We start from the raw sequence: 26,595 nt of genomic DNA on the forward strand, positions 1-26,595 counted from the left end.
TGGCCGGGACCATGGGTCCCGGCCACCGGCCGTTCTGCTGGGGGGAGTTGCCCGCTACTTGGTGAGCATTTCTCCTATGTGGTGCACGCGGATCATGTTGGTGGAGCCCGGGACGCCGGGCGGGGAGCCGGCGGTGATGATGACCACGTCGCCCGGCTTGCAGCGGCCGATGTTGAGGAGGGACGCGTCCACCTGCCGCACCATCTCGTCGGTGTGCTCGCACAGTTCGCCGAGGAAGGTCTCCACGCCCCAGGTCAGCGAGAGCTGGCTGCGGACGCCCGGCTCCGGGGTGAAGGCCAGCGTCGGGATCATCGGACGGTAGCGCGACAGGCGCCGCGCGGTGTCGCCGCTCTGGGTGAACGCCACGAGGTACTTCGCGCCCAGCCGGTCGCCGATCTCGGCGGCCGCCGAGGCGATGACGCCGCCCTGGGTGCGCGGGTCGGGAAGGCTCCGCAGCTCCTCCTGGAGTGCGGAGGACTCCTCGGCGGCGCAGATGATCCGGGCCATGGTCTTGACGGTCTCGATCGGGTACTTGCCGACCGAGGTCTCGCCCGACAGCATCACCGCGTCGGTGCCGTCCAGCACCGCGTTGGCCACGTCGGAGGCCTCGGCCCGCGTCGGGCGCGAGGCGCTGATCATGGAGTCCAGCATCTGCGTCGCGACGATGACCGGCTTCGCGTTCGCCCGCGCGAGCGTGATGCAGCGCTTCTGGACCAACGGAACCTGTTCGAGCGGCATCTCGACGCCGAGGTCGCCGCGGGCCACCATGACCGCGTCGAACGCCTCGACGATCTCCGCCAGGTTCGCGACCGCCTGGGGCTTCTCGATCTTGGCGATGACCGGGACGCGGTAGCCGGCCTCGTCCATGATGCGGTGGACGTCCTCGATGTCCTTGGCGCTCCGCACGAAGGAGAGGGCGACCAGGTCGCAGCGCATGTGCAGGGCCCAGCGCAGGTCCTCGATGTCCTTCTCGGACAGCGCGGGCACGCTCACCGCGACGCCGGGGAGGTTGAGGCCCTTGTGGTCGGAGACCATGCCGCCCTCGATGACCATCGTGTGGACCCGCGGGCCCTCGACGTCGGTCACCTCCAGCGTCACGCGGCCGTCGTCGACGAGGATGCGCTCGCCCTTGCCGACGTCGCCGGGGAGGCCCTTGTAGGTCGTGGAGACCTCGTGGCGGTCGCCCGGCACGTCGTCGGTGGTGATGGTGAACTCGTCGCCCCGTTCGAGCAGGACGGGGCCCTCCGCGAAGTTGCCGAGGCGGATCTTGGGACCCTGGAGGTCCATCAGGATGCCGACGCTGCGGCCCGACTCGTCGGAGGCCTTGCGCACCCGGTGGTAGCGCTCCTCATGTTCGGCGTAGGTGCCGTGGCTGAGGTTGAAGCGGGCTACGTCCATGCCTGCGTCCACGAGCGTGCGGATCTGCTCGTAGCTGTTGGTGGCTGGGCCCAGGGTGCAGACAATTTTCGCTCGACGCATGAATCAACCCTAGTTCCTACCGTGAAGTAGTGAGTGAGCGGTGTCCGATTTGCCGGTTAACAGCGCTCAACATTTTGTTGTTGCGGAACCCCGGACGCCGCATCGGGCGGCGCCCGCCACGAAGAAGCCCCCGTGTCGTCTACAACAACGACACGGGGGCCCTGGATGGTTCTGCCGGACGGCGACGCGCCACCCGGAAGCTGTGCGGGGTGACACCGCCCGGCGCAGCCCGCCGGGCGGTGTTCACACGAAACGTTCACACGACACGTTCACCCCGTGGTCACGCAACGCACTCACGCGAGGCGGTCACGCCAAGCGTCCACACGTGGCGATGACACGAGGCGGTCACACGAGGAGCTGCCGATCGGTCGGCTTGATCGGCCGCGGCAGGTTGGTGACGCCGGTGAGCCACTGGTCGACCTCGGCCGCGCAGGAGCGGCCCTCGGCGATGGCCCACACGATGAGGGACTGGCCGCGCCCGGCGTCGCCGGCCACGTAGACGCCGTCGACGTTGGTCGCGTACGCGCCGTCCCGCGCGATGTTGCCGCGGTCGTCCATCTCCAGGCCCATCTGCTCGATCAGGCCGTTGGCCCGGTCGGTGCCGGTGAAGCCCATCGCCAGGAACACGAAGTCCGCGGGGATCTCGCGCTCGGTGCCCTCGACCGGCTGGAACCGGCCGTCGACCATGGTGACCTCGACCAGCCTGAGCGCCTTGACCCGGCCGTCCTCGCCGCCGACGAACTCCTGGGTGTTGACGGCGTAGACCCGCTCGCCGCCCTCCTCGTGGGCGCTCGCGACGCGGTAGGTCATCGGGTACGTCGGCCACGGCTGCGAGGCCGGGCGCTCCTCCGACGGGCGCGGCATGATCTCGAGCTGGGTGACCGAGGCGGCCCCCTGCCGGTGCGCGGTGCCGAGGCAGTCCGCGCCGGTGTCGCCGCCGCCGATGATGACGACGTGCTTGCCGGCCACGTCGATCGGTGAGGCGACCAGATCGCCTTCCTGCACCTTGTTGGCGTACGGGAGGTACTCCATCGCCTGGTGGATGCCGCCCAGCTCCCGACCGGGGACCGGGAGTTCGCGCCAGGCGGTGGCCCCGGCGGCGATCACGACGGCGTCGTACCGGCGGCGCAGCTTGCCCGCGTCGACGTCGGTGCCGATCTGCATGCCGGTGTAGAACTTGGTGCCCTCCGCGCGCATCTGCTCGATGCGGCGGTTGATGTGGCGCTTCTCCATCTTGAACTCGGGGATGCCGTAGCGCAGCAGGCCGCCGATGCGGTCGGCGCGCTCGTAGACCGCGACGGTGTGCCCGGCCCGGGTGAGCTGTTGGGCGGCGGCGAGCCCGGCGGGGCCGGAGCCGATGACGGCGACGGTCTTGCCGGACAGGCGCTCGGGCGGTTGCGGGGCGACGTTGCCGTCGTCCCACGCCCGGTCGATGATCGACACCTCGACGTTCTTGATGGTGACCGCGGGCTGGTTGATGCCGAGGACGCACGCGGCTTCGCACGGTGCCGGGCACAGGCGCCCGGTGAACTCGGGGAAGTTGTTGGTGGCGTGCAGGCGCTCTGCGGCGCCCTCCCAGTCCTCGCGCCAGGTCAGGTCGTTCCACTCGGGGATGAGGTTCCCGAGCGGGCAGCCGTTGTGGCAGAAGGGGATGCCGCAGTCCATGCAGCGTCCGGCCTGCTTGGTGATGATGGGGAGCAGGGTGCGCTCCTCGTACACCTCCTTCCAGTCGCGGATGCGCACGTCGACGGGACGGCGTGTGCCCACCTGCTGGGGGGTGGTGAGGAATCCCTTCGGGTCAGCCATGTGCCGCCTCCATCATCTTCTGGACGGTCTCGGACTCCGTGAGTCCGGCCTGCTCGGCGGCGTCCTTGGCGGCGAGCACTGCCTTGTAGTCCCTCGGCATGATCTTGCCGAAGCGCCGGGACGCGGTGTCCCAGTCGGCGAGGAGGGATTCCGCGACCGCGGAGCCCGTCTCCTCGAAATGGCGCCGCACAACGCCGTGCAGCTCCAGGAGGTCGGTCTCGGAGGGGGTCTCGATGCCGGCCAGTTCGGTGTTGACGTTGGCCGGGTCGAGGTCGAGGAGGTAGGCGACGCCGCCGGACATGCCGGCCGCGAAGTTGCGTCCGGTCGGGCCGAGGACGACCGCGCGGCCGCCGGTCATGTACTCGCAGCCGTGGTCGCCCACGCCTTCCGCGACGACGGTGGCGCCGGAGTTGCGGACGCAGAAGCGCTCGCCGACCCGGCCGCGCAGCAGGATCTCGCCGCCGGTCGCGCCGTAGGCGATGGTGTTGCCGGCGATGACGTTGTCCTCGGCGGCGAAGGGCGCGTTGCGGGCGGGGCGCACGATGATGCGTCCGCCCGAGAGGCCCTTGCCGACGTAGTCGTTGCCGTCGCCTTCCAGGCGCAGCGTGATGCCGCGCGGGACGAAGGCGCCGAACGACTGGCCCGCGGAGCCGGTGAGGGTGATGTCGACGGTGTCGTCGGGCAGGCCCTCGCCGCGGTACCGCTTGGTGACCTCGTGGCCGAGCATCGTGCCGACGGTGCGGTTGATGTTCTGCACGGGGAGTTGGATGCGGACCGGCTCGGCCTTCTCCAGGGCGTCGGCGGCCAGTTCGATGAGCTGGTTGTCGAGTGCCTTGGTGAGGCCGTGGTCCTGCGCGGTGGTGCAGGTGAGTGCGGCGCCCTCGGGCAGCGCGGGGACGTGGAAGAGCGGGGCCAGGTCGAGGCCGGCGGCCTTCCAGTGGTCGACGGCGGCGCTGGTGTCGAGGAGTTCGGCGTGGCCGATCGCCTCGTCGAGGCTGCGGAAGCCCAGTGCCGCGAGGTGTTCGCGGACCTCTTCGGCGATGAACTCGAAGAAGTTGACGACGTATTCGGCCTTGCCGGTGAACCGCGAGCGCAGCTCGGGGTTCTGGGTGGCGACGCCGACCGGGCAGGTGTCGAGGTGGCAGACGCGCATCATGATGCAGCCGGACACGACGAGCGGTGCGGTGGCGAAGCCGTACTCCTCGGCGCCGAGCAGGGCGGCGATGATGACGTCGCGGCCGGTCTTGAGCTGGCCGTCGGTCTGCACGACGATGCGGTCGCGCAGGCCGTTGAGGAGCAGTGTCTGCTGGGTCTCGGCGAGGCCGAGCTCCCAGGGGCCGCCGGCGTGCTTGAGGGAGGTCAGCGGCGAGGCGCCGGTGCCGCCGTCGTGGCCGGAGATGAGGACGACGTCCGCGTGGGCCTTGCTGACGCCGGCCGCGACCGTTCCGACGCCGACCTCGGCGACGAGCTTCACGTGGATGCGCGCCTGCGGGTTGGCGTTCTTGAGGTCGTGGATGAGCTGGGCGAGGTCCTCGATGGAGTAGATGTCGTGGTGCGGCGGGGGCGAGATGAGGCCGACGCCGGGGGTGGAGTGCCGGGTCTTGGCGACCCACGGGTAGACCTTGTGGCCGGGGAGTTGGCCGCCCTCGCCGGGCTTGGCGCCCTGGGCCATCTTGATCTGGATGTCGTCGGCGTTGACGAGGTATTCGGAGGTGACGCCGAAGCGGCCGGAGGCGACCTGCTTGATCGCCGAGCGGCGCTCGGGGTCGTACAGGCGCTCGGGGTCCTCGCCGCCCTCGCCGGTGTTGGACTTGCCGCCGAGGCGGTTCATCGCGATGGCGAGGGTCTGGTGCGCCTCCATGGAGATGGAGCCGTACGACATGGCGCCGGTGGAGAACCGCCGGACGATCTCGGAGACGGGCTCGACCTCGTCGACGGGGATGGGGGTGCGCCCGCCGTCCTTGAAGCGGAACAGGCCGCGCAGCGTCATGAGGCGCTCGGACTGCTCGTCGACGCGGGAGGTGTACTTCTTGAAGATGTCGTACCGGCGCTCGCGCGTGGAGTGCTGGAGGCGGAAGACGGTCTCCGGGTCGAACAGGTGGGGCTCGCCCTCTCGGCGCCACTGGTACTCGCCGCCGATCTCCAGGCGGCGGTGCGAGGGGGCGATGCCGCTGGGCGGGTACGCCTTGGCGTGCCGCTCGGCGACCTCGCGGGCGAGGACGTCGATGTCGACGCCGCCGAGCTTGCTGGTGGTGCCGGTGAAGTACTCGGCGACGACGCCGTCGGCGAGGCCGATGGCCTCGAAGACCTGGGCGCCGCGGTACGACGAGACGGTGGAGATGCCCATCTTGGACATGACCTTCAGGACGCCCTTGCCGAGCGCCTTGATGAGGTTGCGGATCGCCTTCTCGGGCTCGATGTCCTTGAGGAACACGCCCTCGCGCACCAGGTCCTCGACGGATTCCATGGCGAGGTACGGGTTGACCGCGGCGGCGCCGTAGCCGATGAGCAGCGCGATGTGGTGCACCTCGCGCACGTCGCCAGCCTCGACGATGAGGCCGACCTGGGTGCGGGTCTTGGTGCGGATGAGGTGGTGGTGCACGGCGCTGGTGAGCAGCAGCGAGGGGATGGGCGCGTTCTCGGCGTCCGAGTGCCGGTCGGACAGCACGATGATGCGGGCGCCGTCCGCTATGGCGGTGGTCGCCTCGGTGCGGATCTCCTCGATGCGGCGGCGCAGCGCGTCCCCGCCGCCGTCGACCTGGTAGAGGCCGGAGATGGTGGCGGCCTTGAGGCCGGGCATGTCGCCGTCGGCGTTGATGTGGATGAGCTTGGCGAGCTCGTCGTTGTCGATGACCGGGAAGGGCAGCACGACGTTGCGGCAGGCGGCCGGGGTGGGGTCGAGCAGGTTGGCCTCGGGGCCGAGGAACGAGCCGAGGGAGGTGACCAGTTCCTCGCGGATGGCGTCCAGCGGCGGGTTGGTGACCTGGGCGAAGAGCTGCACGAAGTAGTCGAACAGCAGGCGCGGCTTGTCGGAGAGCGCGGCGATGGGGCTGTCGGTGCCCATGGAGCCGAGTGGTTCGCCGCCGGTGCGGGCCATCGGGGCGAGGATGACGCGGAGTTCTTCCTCGGTGTAGCCGAAGGTCTGCTGGCGGCGCGAGACGGAGGCGTGCGTGTGCACGACGTGCTCGCGCTCGGGCAGGTCCTCCAGGTTGACGAGGCCCGCGTGCAGCCAGTCGGCGTACGGGTGTTCGGCGGCCAGCGCGGACTTGATCTCGTCGTCCTCGACGATGCGGTGCGCGGCGGTGTCCACCAGGAACATGCGGCCGGGCTGGAGGCGTCCCTTGCGGACGACCTTGGCGGGGTCGATGTCGAGGACGCCGACCTCGGAGGACAGGACGACGAGGCCGTCGTCGGTGACCCAGTAGCGGGAGGGGCGCAGGCCGTTGCGGTCCAGCACGGCGCCGATCTGGGTGCCGTCGGTGAAGGTGACGCAGGCGGGGCCGTCCCAGGGCTCCATGACGGTGCCGTGGAAGCGGTAGAAGGCGCGGCGGGCCTCGTCCATGGAGGTGTGGTTCTCCCACGCCTCCGGGATCATCATGAGGACCGCGTGCGGCAGGGTGCGGCCGCCGAGGTGCAGCAGCTCCAGGACCTCGTCGAAGGAGGCGGAGTCGGAGGCGCCCGGGGTGCAGATCGGGTAGAGCCGCGACAGGTCGCCGGGGATGAGGTCCGTTTCGAGCATGGATTCGCGGGCGGCCATCCAGTTGCGGTTGCCCATGACCGTGTTGATCTCGCCGTTGTGGGCGATGAAGCGGTACGGGTGCGCGAGGGGCCAGGCCGGGAACGTGTTGGTGGAGAACCGCGAGTGGACGAGGCCGACGGCGGACGCGAAGCGCCGGTCGGACAGGTCGGGGAAGAACGGTTCGAGCTGACCGGTGGTCAGCATGCCCTTGTAGATGATGGTGCGCGCGGACAGCGAGGCGAAGTAGACCTCGGCCTCGCGTTCGGCGCGCTTGCGCAGGCAGAAGGCGAGGCGGTCCAGGGCGACGCCGTCGCGCTCGCCGGTGGCGTCGGCGACGAAGATCTGCGCGAAGCGCGGCATGGTGGCGCGGGCGGTGGCGCCGACCAGCTCGGGGGTGGTCGGCACGTCGCGCCAGCCGAGGACCTTCAGGCCCTCCTCGGCGGCGATGCGCTCGATGGAGGACTTGGCGCGGCCGGCGTGCACGGCGTCGTCGGGGAGGAACGCCATGCCGGCGGCGTAGGAGCCGGCGGCGGGGAGCTCGAAGCCGGCCGCGGCGCGGAAGAACTCGTCCGGGATCTGGGTGAGGATGCCCGCGCCGTCGCCGGTGTCCGGCTCGGCGCCGGTGGCGCCGCGGTGCTCCATGTTGCGCAGCACGGTGAGAGCCTGCTGGACGATGTCGTGGCTCGGCTCGCCGGTGAGCGTCGCGACGAAACCGACACCGCAGGCGTCGTGCTCGTTGCGGGGGTCGTACAGGCCCTGGGCAGCGGGAACCGCGGAGAAAAGGGGGCCCTGAGTGGATGCAGCAGGAGGCATCGGCGCTCCCGTCGTCGTCGTGGCGTGTGGTGCGCAACAGGGACGACGTTGGCCCTCTGCGATTTCGTGCAGGTTACACGATCAGTTGTGGCATCCGGAACACAAGACACCTTTGTCTCGTCATTCGGACACTGCCGGAAAAACCGGGGGTTGTGTCCGGCCCGTCGCCACTGCCGCCTCCGCGCGCTGGGCTCATTCCCGGCCATCCCATTACCGAAACGGTCGAACAGACGTACGCAAGGTGATCATTTTGTGCATGCCTTGTGCGCACGGCGTTTGATGTCGTGTGCGTTTCGGACGCCTCACACAGCGTCAGGTCCGGATCAGCCGATGCCTTGGCCGATTGCCATCCCCAGGAGGTAGGTGAGGCCGCCCGCCGCGCCGCCGAGCAGCAGTTGGCGGGAGCCGCCGAACCACCACGGGCGGCCGGTGACGCGGGAGACGACCGCGCCCGCCGCGAACAGGCCGATCATGGTGAGGATGAGCGCGGGCCACAGGGCGGTGGCGCCGAGCAGGTAGGGCAGGAGCGGCAGCACCGCGCCGATCCCGAAGGACAGGAACGACGACCCGGCGGCCAGCCACGGCGAGGGCAGGTCGTGCGGGTCGACGCCCAGCTCCTCGCGAGCGTGCACTTCGAGGGCCTGGTCCGGGTCGCGCGAGAGCTGGGCGGCCACCTCGTACGCGAGCTCCTCGTCGAGCCCGCGGGCGATGTAGAGCTCGGCCAGTTCGCGCATCTCGGCTTCCGGGGCGCGGACCAGCTCGCGCCGTTCGACCTCGACCTCGGCCTGGGCCAGCTCGGACTGCGAGGCGACCGAGGTGTACTCCCCCGCGGCCATCGAGAACGCGCCGCCCGCGAGCCCGGCGAGCCCGGTGATGGCGATCGTCCTGGCGGACGCGTTGCTGCCGGCGACACCGGCGATCAGCGCGAAGTTGGAGACCAGGCCGTCCATCGCGCCGAAGACCGCGGGGCGCAGCCAGCCGCCCGCGATGTCGCGGTGGCTGTGGTCGATCTCCGGCTCGTCGGCGCCCGGCCGCTGACGACCCTTCGCGGCGTCGGCGAGCCGGGGGGCGCCGGCCTTGTCCGGGGCGTGCGGGGAGTCGGCCTGGCCGGCGTGTGCCTTCGGGGCAGGAGCGGTCGCCTCGACCTCGCCTATCTCGCCGATACTGCTCACGTCAGGCCCTCCTCAGGGGTTCGTCCCCTCGAAGCTACCGCGTGGCAAACGACCTCACCAGCAAGGCAAGGCTGACCGAACCCGCAGGTCAGGAGGGTTGAACGGGCGGCTCAAGGACTCTTCGAGCCGTCCTTGGAACGCTTCCCGGAGGCGGCTTCTTCCCCGGATGCGGGGGTGTCTTCCGCGGATGCCGCGGACGTGTCGCCCGCCGGGCCATCGGCGTCGGATTCCCGGGCGTCGGTCCCGTCTGCGCCGGTTCCCTCGGTGGTGGAGACCTCGGTGGTGGAGACCTCGGTGGTGGACACCGTCGAGGAGCCGGAGGCACCGGCGTCGGCGGCCTTGGTGGTGGAGACCTTGGTGGTCGAGACCTTGGAGCCGGGGTCGCCGGTGGTCGCGTCCTCTCCCTCGGAGTCTTCGGAGTCTGCGGCTCCGGCGTCGTCGCCGTACGGCCGCGTGCCCTTGAGGGTCGCGGGGTCCTCGCGCCCGGGGTGTTTGCGGGACGAGACGACGATGTACGCGACGGCACCCGCGAAGACCAGGATCGACGTCCAGTTGTTGAGCCGCATGCCGAGGATGTGTTCCGCCTCGTCGATGCGCAGGTCCTCGATCCAGAACCGGCCGACGGTGTAGCCGGCGACGTACAGCGCGAACGCGCGGCCGTGGCCGAGTTGGAAGCGGCGGTCCGCCCACAGCACGAGGAGGGCGACGCCGATGCACCACAGGAACTCGTACAGGAACGTCGGGTGGAACGTGCCCGCGACGCCGTCCGGGCTGTGGTCGGCGTCGATCTTCAGCGCCCACGGAACGTCGGTGGCTTTGCCGTACAGCTCCTGGTTGAACCAGTTGCCCCAGCGGCCGACCGCCTGGGCCAGCACGATGCCGGGAGCGATCGCGTCGGCCATGGCCGGCAGCGGGATGCCCCGGCGGCGGCAGGCGATCCACGCCCCGACGCCGCCCAGGAAGATGGCGCCCCAGATGCCGAGGCCGCCCTTCCAGATGGCGAACGCCTGCATCGGGTCGCCGTTCTTGCCGAAGTACGGCCCCGGCGTGGTGATCACGTGGTAGATCCGGCCGCCGATGAGGCCGAACGGCACCGCCCAGACGGCGAGGTCCATCACGGTCCCGGGCCGGCCGCCCCGGGCGATCCAGCGGCGTTCACCGAGCCAGATGGCCAGGATCACGCCGAGGATGATGCAGAGCGCGTACCCGCGCAGCGGCAGCGGGCCGAGGTCGACTACGCCCTTGGACGGGCTGGGAATGTATGCGAGATCCATGGCAAGGACGACGCTACCCTGCCGCCCGCGCCGCGGCTGCACCTGTGTCCGGGAGACATGGGTGCGCCGAAGCCGCGGCGCGGGGGCGCGGGTGCGCCGGGGTGTCGGTTACACGGGCGGCATTGCTTCGCGCATGACTTCGCGCATCACGTCGCTCATCACTTCGGGCATCACTTCGGCATCGTGGCGACGATCTGTTCGATCTGCGCCTTGAAGGCCTCCGGGCTCATGATCTGGTTGCCCTCGGTGTACTTCAGCTTCTGGTTGTTCATGGCGAGTGTGGGCGTGCCGGTAACCTGGTCGTCGCCGACCTTGGCGGTGTTGAAGTCCTCCTGGGACTGCTTGACCCAGGGTGCGAACGCAAGGTCGTTGACGCACTGGTCGAAGGCCGGGCTGCGCAGGCCGTCGACCTGGCCGGCGAGGTCGAGCAGGTAGGAGTTCTTGCCGAACTTGTCGCTGCTCTCGTCGGGCTGGTTCGCGTACAGGACGTCGTGGTACGCCTTGAACTTGCCGGCGTCCTGCGCGCACGCGGCGGCGTTGGCCGCGTACTTCGACCCGTTGCCGCCGAGGTTGCGGTCCAGGAACGACGCGATGTGGAACTCCAGGCGGATGGTCCCGGCGTCGGCGAGCTGCTGGATGGTGGCGCCGAGCTTGGTCTCGACCTGCTCGCAGATCGGGCAGCGGAAGTCCTCGTAGATGGTGAGGACCGGGGCGTTGGGGTTGCTGCCGTACGGCACGACGGTGCCGGTGACGCCCGCGGGCTGCCGGAGCGGCTGGTCGGCGACCGACGCCCAGTTGGACTCGTTCTTGTCCGACTCGTTGTTGCCGACGATGATCCCGATGCCCGCCGCGACGGCGAGGACCGCGACGACCGACCCGCCGATGATGAGGGCTCGCTTGCGCTTGTCCGCCTGTTGCTGGCGGATTCGCTCCGCCTGCATGCGCTCGCGGGCGGTGCGCTTGCCGTCGTCGTTCTTCTTGCTCATGTCCTCGGGTCACCGTCTATCTGTCGGTCGGAGTCAGGGTCGGATCTCGGTATTGGGCATGAAATGTCGGGCGGCGGGTGGGCCGGCGGATCCCTTGTCCAGGTGGTCGGACGCGGGGGCCGGGAAGTTCCCGCGGATTCTGAGGGCGGTGCGGGGTGGGGGTGCCGGTCCCCCCGCGCGTCAGTCCTCGTCGTCGAAGTCGTCTTCGGCCGGCTCGTCTATGGCCAGCCACGCGTCCGCCGACAGGCGCGTGCGCGGGAACAGCAGGAGCCAGACGGCCGGGACCATGAAGGCCAGGTCGCGCAGGATCTCCTGGAGGTACTTGGTCTGGTCGGGCGCAATCGGTCCGCCGCCGCCGAAGCAGCCGCAGTCGATGGCCAGGCCGCGCGCCCAGGCCTGGGCGATGCCGGCGATGAACACCAGCAGCAGGACTGCGGAGATGCCGGCGACGATGCGGGTGCCGAGGCCGACGACGAGCAGGGCGGCGAGGCCCAGTTCGAGGTAGGGCAGGGCGTACCCGATGGGCTCCACGAGGCTTTCGGGGAGTACGTCGAACGCGCGGACCGCCTGGGCGGCCTGGGCGGGGTTGACGGCCTTCTCCCAGCCGGCCCAGGCCCATACGACCGCGAGGCCGAGGCGGGCGGCGACGCCGATCCACGGGAAGGCTCGCCTGAGGCTTGAGGGACCGCGTGCGGGGCGGTCCACGGCGACGGCCGCGTTCATGGGTCTGACCTCCATCACGGATGGGTGGGGTGCCCTTGTTTAACCGTTTTGGAGGGCCCGAGGTTCCTCGTTCGGAGTAACTCGTTGAGGTCAAACGGCGACGGGCGGCCACCGCTGGAACGCGACAGCCGCCCGCCATGATGCCATCTAGATGGCTATGTCCAAATTTCTGCGGCCGGGCTTTCCGGTCCGCGGTCCTCGTTCAGCGCCCGGCTCGCACGCCTTCCGCGAGTTCCGCGGCGAGGCTGCGGACCGCGTCGATCCCGGCCTCCGGGGTCGGGGCGTCCAGGAGGGCGCGGACGAACGCCGAGCCGACAATGACGCCGTCCGCGTACGCCGCGATCTCGGCGGCCTGGGCGGCGTTCGAGACGCCGAGGCCGACGCAGACCGGCAGGTCGGTCACCTTGCGGGTGCGGCCGACCAGTTCGGCGGCGCGGTTGCCCACGCTCGTGCGGGTGCCGGTGATGCCCATCGTGGACGCCGCGTAGACGAAGCCGCCGCACGCGTCGGTGGTGAGCTTCAGGCGCGCGTCGGTGGACGACGGGGCGACCAGGAAGATCCGGTCGAGCCCGTGCTTGTCGGTGGCGGCGATCCAGTCGGCGGCCTCGTCGGGGATGAGGTCGGGGGTGATGACCCCGGACCCGCCGGCCGCGGCCAGCTCCTCGGCGAACCGGTCGACGCCGTACCGCTCGACGGGGTTCCAGTACGTCATGACCAGCGACGCGGCCCCGGTCTCGGCGACGGCGCGGGCGTTGTCGATGACGTGGTGCGTGTTGACGCCGTTCGCGAGCGCGTGTTCGACGGCGCGCTGGATGACCGGACCGTCCATCTGCGGGTCGCTGTAGGGCAGCCCGATCTCGATGACGTCGCAGCCGCCCTCGACCATCGCGCGGGCGGCCTCGGCCGACCCCTCGGCGCTCGGGTAGCCGGCGGGGAGGTAGCCGACGAGCGCGGCGCGGTTCTCCGCGCGGGCCGCGGCAAGGACTTCGGAGAGGCGCGTCACTGTTGGTCCTCCTCGCGGACGTCGGCGTCGAACAGGTCGAAGTAGCGGGCGGCGGTGTGCATGTCCTTGTCGCCGCGGCCGGACAGGCTGACCAGGATGGTGGCGTCCGGACCGAGTTCCTTGCCCAGTTCGACGGCGCCGGCCAGCGCGTGCGCCGACTCGATCGCCGGGATGATGCCCTCGGTGCGGCACAGCAGGCGGAACGCCTCCATGGCCGCGTCGTCGTTGACCGGGCGGTACTCGGCGCGGCCGGTGTCGTGCAGCCAGGCGTGCTCGGGGCCGACGGCCGGGTAGTCGAGGCCGGCCGAGATGGAGTGGCTCTCCACGGTCTGGCCGTACTCGTCCTGGAGGAGGTACGTGCGGGCGCCGTGCAGCACGCCGATGGCCCCGCCGGTGATGGACGCGGCGTGGCGGCCGGTCTCGACGCCGTCGCCGCCCGCCTCGAACCCGTACAACCGCACGCCCTCGTCGGGGATGAAGGCGTGGAAGATGCCGATCGCGTTGGAGCCGCCGCCGACGCATGCCGCGACCGCGTCGGGGAGCTTCCCGGTGAGGTCGAGGACCTGCTGCCGGGCCTCGACGCCGACGATGCGCGCGAAGTCGCGGACCATCGCGGGGAACGGGTGCGCGCCCGCGGCGGTGCCGAGCAGGTAGTGCGTGGTGTCGACGTTGGTGACCCAGTCGCGCAGGGCCTCGTTGATGGCGTCCTTGAGGGTGCGCGAGCCGATGGTCACGGGGATGACCTCGGCGCCGAGCACCCGCATGCGGGCCACGTTGAGGGCCTGCCGCTTGGTGTCGGCCTCGCCCATGTAAACGACGCATTCGAGGCCGAGCAGCGCGCAGGCGGTGGCGGTGGCGACACCGTGCTGGCCGGCTCCGGTCTCGGCGATGACGCGGGTCTTGCCCATGCGCTTGGTGAGCAGGGCCTGCCCGAGCACGTTGTTGATCTTGTGGGAGCCGGTGTGGTTGAGGTCCTCGCGCTTGAGGATGATGCGGGCGCCGCCGGCGTGCGCGGCGAAGCGCGGGGCCTCGGTGACGATGCTGGGGCGTCCGGCGTAGTCCTTGAGGAGGCCGGTGAACTCGGCCTGGAACTCGGGGTCGGTCTTGGCCTTCTCGTACGCGGCGGTCAGCTCGTCGAGCGCGGCGATGAGCGCCTCGGGCAGGAAGCGCCCGCCGAACACGCCGAAGTGGCCGGACGGATCCGGCTGCTGTGCGGTCTCGTGGGACGTCTCGGTAGACATGGTGGTGATCCTCTTGGGGAGAGGTGGTCGTGGAGCCGCGTGACACTCGGCGCACACGGGTGGCGTGCGGCCCGGTCGGCGGCCGGGGCCGTCCCGGACGGGGCGGCCGTGGTGGGCGGCGCTGCTGACGGGGTCAGCGGTGGCGCCATCGCCTCCCCTGGATCTGACCGGGCTCGCAGCCGATCACGAACCGGACCCGACGGCCGAGCACGCGGCGCGCGGGCGCGCGGCATCCGCGCGGCTTGGCGCCGCGGGCGAAGCGCCCGGCGAGGTCACGGCAGTTCATGGCGGACGGTTCCCCCGGCTCAGCCGCGTCCGTGGCGCAGCGCGGGGTGCGCGCCGGCGGCGACGAGGTCGGCGACGCTGCTGCGCGGGTCGCGTCCGGTGACCAGGGACTCGCCGACCAGGACCGCGTCGGCGCCGGAGTTGGCGTACGCGATGAGGTCGTGCGGGCCGCGGACGCCGGACTCGGCGATGCGCACGACGGTGTCCGGGATCATCGGGGCGATCCGTGCGAAGTTGGCTCGGTCGACCTCAAGGGTCTTGAGGTTGCGCGCGTTGACGCCGATGATCTGGGCGCCGGCCTCCAGCGCACGCTCGGTCTCCTCCTCGTCGTGCACCTCGACCAGCGGCGTGAGGCCGATGGACTTGGCGCGCTCGATGAGGGAGACGAGGGCGTTCTGCTCCAGCGCGGCGACGATCAGCAGCGCGAGGTCGGCGCCGTGCGCGCGGGCCTCCCAGAGCTGGTAGCTGGTGACGATGAAGTCCTTGCGCAGCACGGGGATGTCGACCCGGGCGCGGACCGCGTCGAGGTCGTCGAGCGAACCGCCGAAGCGGCGCTGCTCGGTCAGCACGCTGATGACGGCCGCGCCGCCCGCCTCGTAGTCGGCGGCGAGGCCGGCCGGGTCGGCGATGGCGGCGAGTGCGCCCTTGGACGGGCTGGACCGCTTGACCTCGGCGATGACCGCGACGCCTCCGGCGCGCAGCGCGCCGAGCGCGTCCCTGGCGGGTGGCGCCGCCGCCGCCAGGTCCTTGATTTCATCAAGGGATACGCGGGCCTGTCGCTCGGCGAGGTCGGCGCTCACACCGTCGATGATCTCGTCGAGCACGCTCACGCTTTGCTTCCCCTCGTCACAGGTGACGGACTGGAGTGGTCCGACCGGATCGCCCCGGGCCGGGCGGCGGACAACGTGTGGCGGTGTCCGGTGGTTCCCGGCCCTTCGATGGTATCGGCCTGCCGAAGGGCTCGGCTTCCCGCATACCGTCGAAGAGGTGGGGGCAGCATACGGCGTCGCACGGAGCGGGCGTCCCGCAGGTCCACAAGGCGGGCAATTCGACCGGGGCGGGGCCGTGGTCCGCGTGTGGTTCGCGTGTGGTTCGCGCCTTGTTGGGGGCGGGTTCGGGTCCGGTTCGGGTCCAGCTGGACCGGTGTTCGCGCGGTGTTCGCCCGGCGCTCAGGGGGCGAGTGCGCTGCCGAAGGGAAGGTTGCGCACCACGGTGAAGACCACGATGGCGGCCACGAGCAGGCGTACGAGCCGGGGGTCGGCCGCCGACATGCGCACCCGGCCGCGCACCGAGCGGGCCGTCCAGCGCAGCCAGATGACGGCCAGCAGCGGGACCACCGCGACGGCGAAGGCGTTGTACGCGAGAGCCTCCGGCACGTCCAGCCGGGCCAGCGCGTGGGCGCAGCGCAGGCCGCCGCAGCCGGGGCAGTAGGCGCCGGTGAACCTCAGGAACGGGCAGACCGGGTAGTGGCCGGGCTCGTTGGGGTCGACGGTCCCGACGTAGACCGCGGCGGCGACCGCCCCGGCGGCCACCGCGGCCGGACCGGCCACGCGCCGCAGCAGCCCGCGCGGCGGCGGGGGCGGCGCGGGGTACGTGCCCCATCCGGGGGCGGCGTCGGGAGGCGGTGCGGCGGTCACCGGCCCATCCTGCCCCGCGCGGGCGCCGGACGGGCAGAGGCGGCTCACAGGTCGCCCAGCGTGTCCTTCCAGCCGAGCACGAAGACGCCGACCATCCAGGTCGTCCAGAACACCATGCCGAGCAGCACCGCGCCGATGGTCCAGTTGCGAGCGCGCAGCGACGCCTCGCGGGCACCGGCCTGGTCGCCGCGCATCCAGCGCTCGTTGACCGACGTCGCGGCCAGCAGCGCGGGGATCCCGGCCAGGAAGCAGCAGAACACGGTGGCGATGACGGCCCACGCGAGGTAGTTGTCGGGCGGCGGCGTCGGGACCGGGCCCTGCGGCGGCAGGCCGTAACCGGGCGGCTGGGCGGGGCCGGGGTAGCCGTACGGCGTGGTGGGCTGCTGCGGCGCGGAGTGGCCGAACGGCGGCTGCGCGCCCCAACCGGGCGGCTGCCCGCCGGGAGGCGGCGGGGGCGGATAGCCCTGACTCATGTGCGTGCGATCCCCTTCGCGCCCGCCCGGCCGCCGAGCGGCGGACGCCCCCGGCGCGGATGTCTCGTCGGCCGCGCTCCCCGTGGAGCGCCGACCGGCAGGCCCACAGTACCGACCGCATCAACCCCGCGCGGGGCTCCCGGCGGACGGGCGTACCGCACCCCGCCTCCCCGGCGGCACCGGGAAAGCGGGGCGCGGCACCCGAAGCCGGTTCAGCGACGCGCGGTCGCCGTGCCCATTCCGGCCATGCGCATGGCCTGACCCGCGATGCAGCCGACGGCGACGACGGCCAGGCCGACCCAGAACAGGACGGCGCTGGCGGCGATCAGCGCGACACCCGAGATGGTCGACCCGATCAGCGCGAGGATCGTGAGGGTCCAGGCGGCGGGGGTGTTCCCGTGGTCAACGCCCTGCGACATCGTTGCTCCTTGATCTGTGGTGACGGGCGGCGGGCCCGTGCCCTCCATTGTCCCCATAGCACCGGCCCTCCCATGACGCGGGGTGGCCCACAACCTGGCCAACGACCCCGCGCCCCCGCAGGTGCGCCCCGCCGCACGCATCGGATCGTGGACGGTACGCCCGAGAACCGGCTCGTCCACTGGCGCCGGCAAAGCGCGCGCCTCGTGCCGGGTCATGGTGCGAAGTGTGTGAAGCACATGTTTCACAGCGCGCGGGCCCGCTGGTCGCCGGGGTCGGGACGGCGGTGTCGCGGCGCGGCCGTCGCGGGAGCCGCGACCTGGTCTCGCCCGGGGTGATCGGCAAGGCACGTATCTGCCGGTAATTGCCCTACCAGGGCTGCCCCGTGTGCGCCGACGAGTTTCGGCGCGCGGGCGCGACGGCCGTGACCGCGCGGGTCGCCGTGCTGGGGGACGGCGGTGTGCCGCCGCGGACGACGCGCGATTTCGCCCTGACATGGGAGAAGTGTGTGACTTCGCCCGCACGGAGGCCGTGCGCGCAAGAATTGCGCGATATGGCGGTTCGCGGAGGGCGACGGCCCTCGGATCGCACGTGAGAGCGGTCGATGTGACGCGCACGTCGCGGGAGTTGGGCGCTGAGCCGGCTGGGGATCGGCGAGGTGCACCGCTGGAGGGGTCGTGTCCGCGGCAAGCGCCTCTGCCGAGGCTGCGTCGTGCGTACGGGGTTGGTGGGTGGAGTTCCGTGGGTGGAGTTCAGTGGGTGGGGTCTTCGCCGCGGTCCAGGGCGTTCCACATCTCGGCGGAGGTGGTGGGGCGGGTGCGGGAGCGGGGGCCGGGGGTCTCGTAGCGGCTGCCCATGCCGGGCCAGGTGCGGCCGCGGACGATCACGGCGAGGCCGGCGAGGAGGATCAGCAGGCCGCCGACGAGGGTGACCCACGGCCAGGCGGTGTGCGTGACGTCGACGGCCTGCACGCCTTCGATCGCGGTCTTGGACGCCGCCTTCGAGTCCAGCGCGGAGCGGTCACCCGCGCCGGAGGCGGCGGCCGCGGCGATTCCGGCCCCGGCGAGCGCGAGCAGGGCGCCGACGACGACGCGCCAGGCGCCGCGCGTGGCCATGACGGCGACGGCCGCGGCGAGCGCGAGGAGGGCGAGGGCGGTCGGGAGCTTGGTGACGGCCGAGCCGGTCGCCTCGATCGGGAAGCGCGTGCCGTGCGCGATGGCGGTGCCTTCGGCCCACACTCGGCCGGAGAGCGACAGGACGAGGGCGGCTCCGGCGGCGACCAGCAGCAGGGCGGTGCCCAGTTCGCGGCGGGCGGCTTTGCGTACGGGATCGGCGGCGGTCTCGGCGACCTCGGGGGCCGGCGCTGTCTCGGCGGAGGGCATGGGGTGCTCCTCGGGGGCGGGGTCGGTCATGTGGCGGGGGTCATCGGGCGGGGGCCAGGGTCGCGGCGGTGGCGACGGCGCGGAGCACCGCGGCGGCCTTGTTGCGGCACTCGGTGTCCTCGGCGACCGGGTCGGAATCGGCGACCACCCCCGCGCCCGCCTGGACGTACGCGACGCCGTCCCGGATCAGGGCGGTCCGGATCGCGATCGCGGTGTCGAGGTCGCCCGCGAAGTCGACGTAGCCGACGCAGCCGCCGTACAGCCCGCGGCGGGTGGGCTCGAACTCCTCGATGATCTCCATCGCGCGCGGCTTGGGGGCGCCGGAGAGGGTGCCCGCCGGGAAGCACGCGCCGAGGACGTCGAGCGCGGTGCGGCCCTCGTCGAGTTCGCCGACGACCGTCGAGACGATGTGCATGACGTGGCTGTAGCGCTCGATGGACATGAAGTCGACGACCTCGACGCTGCCCGGCGCGCAGACCCGGCCGAGGTCGTTGCGGCCGAGGTCGACCAGCATCAGGTGCTCCGCGCGTTCCTTGGGGTCGGCGAGGAGTTCGGCGGCGAGCGCGGCGTCCTCCTCGGGGCCGGCGCCGCGGGGGCGGGTGCCCGCGATCGGGTGCAGCATCGCGCGTCCCGAGGTGACCTTGACCAGCGCCTCGGGGCTGGAGCCCACGATGTCGAAGCCGCCCTCGGCGGCCCCGTCGGGGCCGGGCAGCCGGAAGAGGTACATGTACGGGCTGGGGTTGGTGGTCCGCAGCACCCGGTAGATGTCGAGCGCGCTCGCCACGGTGGGCATCTCGAACCGCTGCGACAGCACGATCTGGAAGGCCTCGCCCGCGCGGATCTCCTCCTTCGCGGCGTCCACGGCCTTCCGGTACTCGGCACCGCCCCAGGGGCTGGTCCAGCGCGGGGCCACGCCGCCCTGGACGTACGACGCGGTGCCCTCGGCCGGGCGCGCGAGGTCCGCGGTCATGGTGTCGAGGCGCGCGACGGCGTCGCGGTACGCGTCCTCGACCCCGGACTCCAGGCCGTTCCAGTTGATCGCGTTGGCGATCAGCAGCACCGTCCCGTCCGCGTGGTCGAGCACCGCGAGGTCGGTGGCCAGCATCATCATCAGCTCGGGTACGCGCAGGTCGTCGCGCGTCAGCGAGGGCAGCCGCTCCAGGCGCCGCACGATGTCGTAGCCGAGGTAGCCGACCATGCCGCCGTGCAGCGGCGGGAGGTCCGGCAGGCCGGGGATGTCGTGCGGCGTGTGCAGGGCCTCGACGGTCGCGCGCAGCACGTCCAGCGGATCACCCTCCCGCGGGATGCCGACCGGCGGCTCGCCGAGCCAGCGGGCGGCGCCGCCGGATTCGGTGAGCGTCGCGGCGCTGCGCACGCCGACGAACGAATACCGGGACCAGGTACGCCCGTTCTCTGCTGATTCGAGGAGGAACGTCCCGGGTCGTTCCGCGGCGAGCTTCCGGTACAGCCCGACCGGGGTGTCGCCGTCGGCCAGAAAACGCCGTGTCACCGGGATGACCCGGAGCTCGCGCGCGAGGTCGCGGAAGGCGTCGAGGTCGGGGGTGACGGTGCCGGTGGTCATGGTGCGGGCTCTCCCGGGACGCAGGTGGCGCTCGTACGTGCGGCGGCTTGTGCTGTGGATGATCCGGTCCGACGGGGCCTAGGCCGGACCTGTCACGGTCAGCGCGCCCGCGTCGAAGCAGGTGTGGTCGCCCGTGTGGCATGCCGCGCCGGTCTGGTCGACCTTGACCAGCACCGCGTCCCCGTCGCAGTCCAACGCCACGGAGACCACCCGCTGGGTGTGGCCGGACGTGTCGCCCTTGACCCAGTACTCCTTGCGGCTGCGGCTCCAGTACGTGCCGCGGCCGGTGGTGAGCGTGCGGTGCAGCGCCTCGTCGTCCATCCAGCCGACCATCAGCACCTCGCCGGTGTCGTACTGCTGCGCGACCGCGGCGACGAGGCCGTTCTCGTCGCGCTTGAGCCGGGCCGCGACCGCGGGGTCGAGGTCCGAGGGGCGCACCGCGGGCACCGGGGAGGGGGATCCGGACGGCGTGGCGGGGGTGGGGGCACCGGTCATCCCCGCATTCTCGCAGACCTGTCGGGCCGGTCCCGAGCCGGTGCGGGCGCCTGACGCGGGACGCCCGGCGGCCGCCGGGCGGCATCCCCAGGGCGCGGAAAAGTGTGCATTCCGGTACCGGCCCGTCACGGGGGTATCACGGCAGCGCGATTAAGGGAACCACCCGTGCGGGAGCTTCACCCGATCAGGCAAGCTTTGCGCATGACGATGCCGCCGCCGCCGGGACAGGGAGGATTCCCGCCCGGCTATGGACAACAACCCGACCCCTACCAGGGCAGCTATTCCGGAGGCTCCTACCCGGGTGGCCCGCAGTACCCGAGCGGCCCGCCCACCGGCGGCCCGCAGTACCCCGGCGGCCCGACCTACCCCGGAGGCGGGTACGGCGGTCCCAACGGCCCCGGAGGCTACCCGGGCCCGCCCGGGCCGCCTCCCGGCGGCGGCCGCGGACCGCTGATCCTGACCGTCGTCGGCGCTCTCGTGGTCGTCGGCGGCGTGATCGCCGCGCTCGTGTTCCTGCTGGGCGGCGACGACAAGGACGACAAGGCGAAGAACCCGACGACGTCGCCGCCCGCGCCCTCGACCTCGCAGAGCGCCTCGAAGTCCCCCACCGCGACCGAGACCGAGACGAAGACGTCGCGGCCCACGCCGACGAACACCCGTACCAGCACCCGCCCGACGGCCACCTCGACGAGGACCGGCGGCGGGACCGTCGAGGACGTGCCGCTCCGCACCGGCGAGTGCATCAACGTCAACAGCGTGACCGGCGGCATCGACAAGGTGAGCTGCACGACGCCGCACGACATGGAGGTACTCAAGAACTTCGACCTCACCGGAAGCACCTATCCGACGAAGGCGGAGCTCCAGAACCAGGTTGCGACGGCCTGCGAGTCGGCGTACGAACGGACGGTCTCCGACGAGCCGAACCCGGACAAGTACACGCTCCAGTACAGCTACCCGGTCGAGGCGAGCTGGGACGACGGCGACCGCGAGGTCACCTGCCTGGTGCAGGACGTGAGCAAGGCCAAGATCACCAAGAAGCTGGGCTGACGACCGCGCACGTCGGACGGGCCATGAGTGGACGAAGCGAGGTGGGGGCGTGAGTACTCCGCAGAACCCCGGTTCCGGGTGGCCCCCGGGGCCGCCCCAGGGCGGAGGGTACGGCGGAGCGCCGTACGGCGGAGGCGGACCGGCCGGACCGTACGGGAGCGGGGGCCCGTACAGCGGCGGCTATCCCGGTGGCCCGAGCGGCGGCTACCCGGGCGGACCGCCCGGCCCCGGCGGCCCCGCGGGCCCCTCCGGACCGGGCGGCTTCGGCGGCCCGCCCGGCTATCCCCCCGGTCCGCCGGGCGGCAGCGGGGGCAACAGCGGCAAGATGGTCGCCTGGATCGTGGCGGGTGCGGTCGTGGTGGCCGGCATCGTCATCGGCCTCGTCCTCAGCCTGGGCGGCGACGACAAGGACGACAAGGCGGGTGGCGGCTCCCCGTCGCCGTCGAAGTCCTCCTCGAAGTCGCCGACGGCCTCCGCGTCGCAGAGCCCGTCGGACGATCCCTCGACCGAGACGCCTAGTCGCACGCCCACGACCCGCGCGACGTCGGCCCGGCCGACCACGTCGTCCCCGACACCGGATCCGTCGGACAACTCGGTCGACAAGATCACCCTGGTGCCGGGCGACTGCGTCACGTTCCCGCCGGGAACGGGCGAGGTCAAGAAGGTCGACTGCACGACGCCCCACGACGCCGAGCACGTTCGCAACGTGTTCATGGAGGACGGCCCCTGGCCGGGCGACGAAGAGGCCGAGAACCAGGCGGGCGAGCTGTGCGACACGGCCATCGCCGACATCGTGGCCAAGCAGCCGAACGCCTCCAAACTCATCTCGGACTTCATCTTCCCGTCCGAGGCGAGCTGGTCGGACGGCGACCGCGAGGTGCAGTGCATGGTGCAGATGCGCGGCAGCGAGCAGCTGACCGCGCCGCTCAAGAAGTGACGGGGCGAAGTGAGGGGCGGCGCCCGGGCCACGTTTGGGCACGCCGAGCAGTAACGGTTGTGCGGGTGCCCGCGGGGTACCGACGACAGCAGTGACACTTGTGGGCCCGGCCGGATTCGGTCGGGCCCACGGTGTTGTCGGGCCCATGGTGTCGCAGGCTTTGCTGTTGTCGGGCCCATGGTGTCGCTGGCCCACGGTGTTGTCGGGCCCATCGTGTGGCGGAGCCACGCTGTTGTCGGGACCGCGGTGTTGCTGTGCGGCGGTCCCGGCGCGGCACTTCAGTGCCGATCAAGGACACGAGCGCCGATCAAGCGCGCGGGTGCCGATCAAACACGCGGGTGCCGACCGAGCACGCGCGTCAGCCCCCCGCAGGCCGCTGCTGGGCCGTCCACGACGCGTGCAGGCGGCTGTAGACCCCGCCCGCGCCCACCAGCTCGGCGTGCGTGCCGCGTTCAACCAGCACGCCCTGGTCGAACACCAGGATCTCGTCGGCCGATTCGGCGGTCGACATGCGGTGCGCGATGAACACCGCGGTACGCCCGCGCGTGAGCCCGTCCAGCGCCCGCTGGATCCGCACCTCGGTGGCCGGGTCCACCGCCGAGGTCGCCTCGTCCAGCACGAGCAGGTCCGGGTCGGCGACGTACGCCCGGGCCAGCGCGACCAACTGCCGCTCCCCCGCCGACAGCGACTCGCCGCGCTGCCCGACCGCCGTGTCGAGGCCGCGCGGCAGTCCGCCGAGCCAGTCGCCGAGGCCGAGGTCGGCGAACGCGCCGAGCACCGCTTCGTCGTCCGCGTCCGGCCGCCCGTAGCGCACGTTGTCGCGGATGGTCGCGTCGAACAGGAACCCGTCCTGCGGCACCATCACCACGCGCGCCCGCAGCGACGCGAACCGCACGTCCGGGAGCGGGATGCCGTCCAGCAGCACGCGGCCCTCGTCGGGGTCGACGATGCGGGTCAGCAGCTTGGCGAAGGTCGTCTTGCCGGAGCCGGTCTCGCCGACGACGGCGACCCGGCTGCGCGGCGCGAGGCGCACGTCGACGTCGTGCAGCACGCGCGGACCGCCCGGATACGCGTACCCGACATGCTCGAACCGCACCTCCACCGGCCCGCGCGGCAGGTCCGCCCCGCGGTCGCCCGGGTCGGCGATGTCCGGTTCGGCGTCCAGGATCTCCAGCACGCGGCGCCACCCGGCGAGGGCGTTCTGCGCCTCGTTGAGCACCTCGACGCCGAACTGCACGGGCATCACGAACAGCGTCACCAGGAACAGGAACGCGACCAGCTCGCCGAGCGTCAACTGACCGTCCACGCCCAGGAGTACGCCCACCACGACCACCAGGGCGTTGGCCAGGCCGACCGCGACCTCGCCCATCGGGAAGGTCAGCGCGACCAGCGTCTGCGCCCGGGTCTGCGCCGCCCGGTGGCCGTCGATCGCCTCGTCGATGCGCGCCGACGTGCGGTCCTCGATGCCGTGCGCGCGCACCACCGCGGCGCCGACGACCGGCTCGGAGATCGCGCCGAGCATGCGCCCCGCGTGCACGCGCACCGAGTCGGCCGCCGCCGCGACGCGCTTCTGGAAGGACTTGAGGAGCAGGAACAGCGGCGCGAAGCACGCCCACACCAGCAGCGTGAGCTGCCACGAATAAGCCAGCATCAGGGCCGACACGACCAGGAGCTGGCCCGCGCTGATGACGACCATCAGGCCGCCCTGCTGGATGAAGCGGGTGATGGTGTCGACGTCGCCGGTCACGCGCGAGACGAGCGAGCCGCGCCGCTCGGTCTGCTGGTGCAGCGTGGACAGGTCATGCACGTGCCGGAACGCGCGGACGCGCAGCGTGGCGAGGCCGCGTTCGCTGGCGTTGTAGACGCGCACGTTCATCGCGTACGAGCACACCGCCGTCACCACGACCGCGACCGCCGCCCCGGCGACCATCCAGCGCACCAGCGCCAGGTCGGGGCCGTCGTCGGCGCGCAGGCCGTTGTCGATCGTCTGCTGCACCGCGAGCGGCACGACGATGCGGCCCGCGGTCGCGATCGCGGCGAGCACGAGGGTGACCGCGATGCCCTGCTTGAACTCGGGCGACAGCGCGAGGCCGCGCCGCAGCACCGCCCAGCCCGACTGGCGCGGCCGGTCGGCGCCGACTCCCTTGGGTTCGAGGGGGGCTTCGGGGGTGGTTCCGGGGGCGGTTGCCGTGCTCATGCGGACACCTCCTCGTCCTCGTCGGCGAGTGCCGCGGCGGCGGCCGCCTGCTCGCGGTCGCGTGCGGCGCGCTCGTAGGCGTTGACCAAGCGCCGGTATCCCACCGACGAGTCGATGAGCTCGGTGTGGGCGCCGCGTCCCGCGACCTTGCCGTCCTCGATGTACACGACTTCGTCGGCGAGGGCGATGGTGGCCTTGCGGTACGCCACGACCACGACCGTCGAGGGGCCCGTCCCGCCCTCGCGCAGTCCGGCGAGGATCGCGGCCTCGACGCGCGGGTCGACGGCCGACGTGGCGTCGTCCATGACCAGCAGGCGCGGGCGGCGCACCAGCGCACGGGCCAGGGCGATGCGCTGGCGCTGGCCGCCGGACAGCGACGTGCCGCGCTCGCCGACCGTGGTGTCCAGGCCGTGCGCGAGCCGGTCGACGAAGCCGTCGGCCTGCGCGATGCGGAGGGCTTCGCGTACGTCGTCGTCGGAGACGTCCAGGCCGAGGGTGATGTTGTCGCGGATCGTGTCGTCGAAGAGGAACGCCTGCTGCGGCACCAGCGCGGCGGCCGCGGCGAGTCCGCCGCGGCGGAACTCGCGCAGGTCGGTGCCGTCGAGCAGCACCTCGCCGCTCGCCGGGTCCACGAGGCGGACCAGGAGCGAGACGAGGGTCGACTTGCCCGAGCCGGTGGCACCGACGACGGCGATCGTGCGGCCGGGCTCGACGTCGAAGGTCACGTCGGACAGGACGTCGGCGCCGTCGGCGTAGCCGAACCGCACCGCCCGGGCCTGGAGGCCGGCGGGGCCGGTCTTGTCGGCGGCGGCGCGGCCGTACGCCGATTCGCCCTCGGCGTCGAGGACGTGCCGGACCCGGTCGTAGCCGACGATCGCTCGCGGCATGTCGCCGAGCAGCCAGCCGATGGCCCGCACGGGGAAGGCCAGGAGGGTGAACAGGTAGGCGATCTGCACGAGTTCGCCGGGGTTGAGGTCGCCGTTCGAGATCCGCACGCTGCCCGCGAGCAGGACCATCAGCACGCCGAGGCTCGGCAGGGCCTCCAGCAGCGGGTCGAAGACCGCGCGCACCCGGCCGACGGCGATATTGGCGTCGGAGAGCTCGCGCGAGGTCGCCTCGAAGCGGGCCGCCTCCTCGTCCTCGCGGCCGAGCGTCTTGACGACGAGCGCGCCGTCGAACGACTCGTGCGCGATGGCGCTCACGTCGGCGCGCAGCTCCTGGGCGCGCATCGCGAGTGGGCCCTGGCGGCGCTGGAACATGATGTTCAGGACGAAGATCGCCGGGAAGATCACGAACCCGACCAGCGCCAGCGCCCAGTCGGTGACAAGCATGGAGACCGCGGCGACGACCAGCATGACGACGACGCCGGTGGCCATCGGCAGCGGGGCGATGGGGTACCAGGCCGCCTCGACGTCGGCGTTGGCGTTCGACAGCAGCGCGCCGGTGGGATGGCGGTGGTGCCAGGCGAGCGGCAGGCGCAGGTACTGGCGCGTGACGCGGCGGCGGTACGTCGCCTGGAGGCGGTACTGCATGATCCCGGCCCACAGGCGGCGGCCGACGATGCCGAGCGCCTTGAGCAGCGCGATGCCGAGCACCACGAGGAAGGTCGCGGTCAGCGCGCCGGCGGTGGTGTCGCCGTCGCGGAAGGCGGGGACCACGACGCGGTCGGTGACCTCGCCGAGGATGAGTGCGGAGACGACGGTGGTGGCGCCGTACAGCGCGCTCGCCCCGACGGCCGCCGCGAAGATGCGCGGCTCCTCGCGTATGGCGACGCCGAGGACCCGCATGCCCCGTCTCAGGACGTCCTTCTCGTCTGCGTCTTCGCTCGCGCGGTCGGTCACGCGTTCTCCACTTTCGGCGTGGGGCGGTGCGCCCGGTGGCCCGCATGGCGGTGGGGGGGGGGGGGT

Annotated in this window: 21 protein-coding genes; 2 read left to right on the forward strand and 19 right to left on the reverse strand. The window is 72.0% G+C overall.

The features are described 5' to 3' along the window. Positions 1-54 precede the first annotated feature (54 nt). From pyk to hisI, 17 genes are all read right to left on the reverse strand, one after another. A complete protein-coding gene (pyk, locus tag ACRX5S_RS17180) occupies positions 55-1,479 on the reverse strand; it encodes a pyruvate kinase (RefSeq protein ID WP_436773809.1) in 1,425 nt (474 codons plus the stop codon). A gap of 345 nt (positions 1,480-1,824) precedes the next feature. Then, the gene (locus tag ACRX5S_RS17185) at positions 1,825-3,285 is read right to left on the reverse strand and encodes a glutamate synthase subunit beta (RefSeq protein WP_436773810.1); all 1,461 of its coding nucleotides are present in this window, start codon (positions 3,283-3,285) and stop codon (positions 1,825-1,827) included. After that, positions 3,278-7,837, reverse strand: a complete 4,560-nt coding sequence (gene gltB / locus ACRX5S_RS17190; protein WP_436773811.1) for a glutamate synthase large subunit — start codon at positions 7,835-7,837, stop codon at positions 3,278-3,280. Before gltB ends, ACRX5S_RS17185 begins: the two co-directional genes overlap by 8 nt. 323 nt (positions 7,838-8,160) lie before the next feature. After that, positions 8,161-8,847, reverse strand: coding sequence for a VIT1/CCC1 transporter family protein (locus ACRX5S_RS17195; protein WP_436774052.1), 687 nt, complete (start codon positions 8,845-8,847; stop codon positions 8,161-8,163). A gap of 272 nt (positions 8,848-9,119) precedes the next feature. Next, entirely contained in the window at positions 9,120-10,283 is a 1,164-nt protein-coding gene (gene lgt, locus ACRX5S_RS17200; RefSeq protein WP_436773812.1) for a prolipoprotein diacylglyceryl transferase, read from the reverse strand. A gap of 170 nt (positions 10,284-10,453) precedes the next feature. Next, the gene (locus ACRX5S_RS17205; RefSeq protein WP_436773813.1) at positions 10,454-11,269 is read right to left on the reverse strand and encodes a DsbA family protein; all 816 of its coding nucleotides are present in this window, start codon (positions 11,267-11,269) and stop codon (positions 10,454-10,456) included. A 180-nt stretch (positions 11,270-11,449) separates the two neighbouring features. Beyond that, positions 11,450-11,992, reverse strand: coding sequence for a MauE/DoxX family redox-associated membrane protein (locus ACRX5S_RS17210; protein ID WP_436773814.1), 543 nt, complete (start codon positions 11,990-11,992; stop codon positions 11,450-11,452). A 202-nt stretch (positions 11,993-12,194) separates the two neighbouring features. Then, positions 12,195-12,995: a tryptophan synthase subunit alpha gene (gene trpA / locus ACRX5S_RS17215; RefSeq protein ID WP_436773815.1), complete on the reverse strand. Its 801-nt coding sequence runs from the start codon at positions 12,993-12,995 to the stop codon at positions 12,195-12,197. Then, a complete protein-coding gene (gene trpB, locus ACRX5S_RS17220; RefSeq protein WP_436773816.1) occupies positions 12,992-14,236 on the reverse strand; it encodes a tryptophan synthase subunit beta in 1,245 nt (414 codons plus the stop codon). The genes trpA and trpB overlap by 4 nt, the downstream gene beginning before the upstream one ends. Positions 14,237-14,369: 133 nt before the next feature. Further along, positions 14,370-14,522, reverse strand: coding sequence for a tryptophan biosynthesis modulator TrpM (gene trpM, locus ACRX5S_RS17225; protein ID WP_436773817.1), 153 nt, complete (start codon positions 14,520-14,522; stop codon positions 14,370-14,372). A 19-nt stretch (positions 14,523-14,541) separates the two neighbouring features. Continuing rightward, entirely contained in the window at positions 14,542-15,351 is an 810-nt protein-coding gene (gene trpC / locus ACRX5S_RS17230) for an indole-3-glycerol phosphate synthase TrpC (protein ID WP_436773818.1), read from the reverse strand. Between the two features lie 339 nt (positions 15,352-15,690). After that, the gene (locus ACRX5S_RS17235) at positions 15,691-16,158 is read right to left on the reverse strand and encodes a DUF2752 domain-containing protein (protein ID WP_436773819.1); all 468 of its coding nucleotides are present in this window, start codon (positions 16,156-16,158) and stop codon (positions 15,691-15,693) included. Between the two features lie 44 nt (positions 16,159-16,202). Then, entirely contained in the window at positions 16,203-16,631 is a 429-nt protein-coding gene (locus ACRX5S_RS17240) for a CD225/dispanin family protein (protein WP_436773820.1), read from the reverse strand. 212 nt (positions 16,632-16,843) lie between these two features. Then, positions 16,844-17,050, reverse strand: a complete 207-nt coding sequence (locus ACRX5S_RS17245) for an HGxxPAAW family protein (protein ID WP_436773821.1) — start codon at positions 17,048-17,050, stop codon at positions 16,844-16,846. A gap of 750 nt (positions 17,051-17,800) precedes the next feature. Then, entirely contained in the window at positions 17,801-18,460 is a 660-nt protein-coding gene (locus tag ACRX5S_RS17250; RefSeq protein WP_436773822.1) for a TIGR02234 family membrane protein, read from the reverse strand. A gap of 10 nt (positions 18,461-18,470) precedes the next feature. After that, positions 18,471-20,012, reverse strand: coding sequence for an anthranilate synthase component I (locus ACRX5S_RS17255; protein ID WP_436773823.1), 1,542 nt, complete (start codon positions 20,010-20,012; stop codon positions 18,471-18,473). Between the two features lie 78 nt (positions 20,013-20,090). Further along, entirely contained in the window at positions 20,091-20,507 is a 417-nt protein-coding gene (gene hisI, locus ACRX5S_RS17260) for a phosphoribosyl-AMP cyclohydrolase (protein WP_436773824.1), read from the reverse strand. Positions 20,508-20,708: 201 nt separating this feature from the next. On the opposite strand from hisI, the gene ACRX5S_RS17265 reads away from it, so the two are divergent. Beyond that, on the forward strand, positions 20,709-21,554 hold the full coding sequence (locus ACRX5S_RS17265) for a septum formation family protein (protein ID WP_436773825.1): 846 nt from the start codon (positions 20,709-20,711) through the stop codon (positions 21,552-21,554). 49 nt (positions 21,555-21,603) lie between these two features. Then, the gene (locus ACRX5S_RS17270) at positions 21,604-22,491 is read left to right on the forward strand and encodes a septum formation family protein (RefSeq protein WP_436773826.1); all 888 of its coding nucleotides are present in this window, start codon (positions 21,604-21,606) and stop codon (positions 22,489-22,491) included. Between the two features lie 358 nt (positions 22,492-22,849). Here ACRX5S_RS17270 and ACRX5S_RS17275 read toward each other — a convergent pair whose 3' ends face one another. Beyond that, complete coding sequence (locus ACRX5S_RS17275) at positions 22,850-24,688, reverse strand: ABC transporter ATP-binding protein (RefSeq protein WP_436773827.1); 1,839 nt, start codon at positions 24,686-24,688, stop codon at positions 22,850-22,852. Further along, entirely contained in the window at positions 24,685-26,529 is a 1,845-nt protein-coding gene (locus tag ACRX5S_RS17280) for an ABC transporter ATP-binding protein (protein WP_436773828.1), read from the reverse strand. The genes ACRX5S_RS17275 and ACRX5S_RS17280 overlap by 4 nt, the downstream gene beginning before the upstream one ends. Positions 26,530-26,595 lie beyond the last annotated feature (66 nt).

The organism is Yinghuangia sp. YIM S09857 (assembly GCF_051388915.1).
Taxonomy (GTDB): Bacteria; Actinomycetota; Actinomycetes; order Streptomycetales; family Streptomycetaceae; genus Yinghuangia.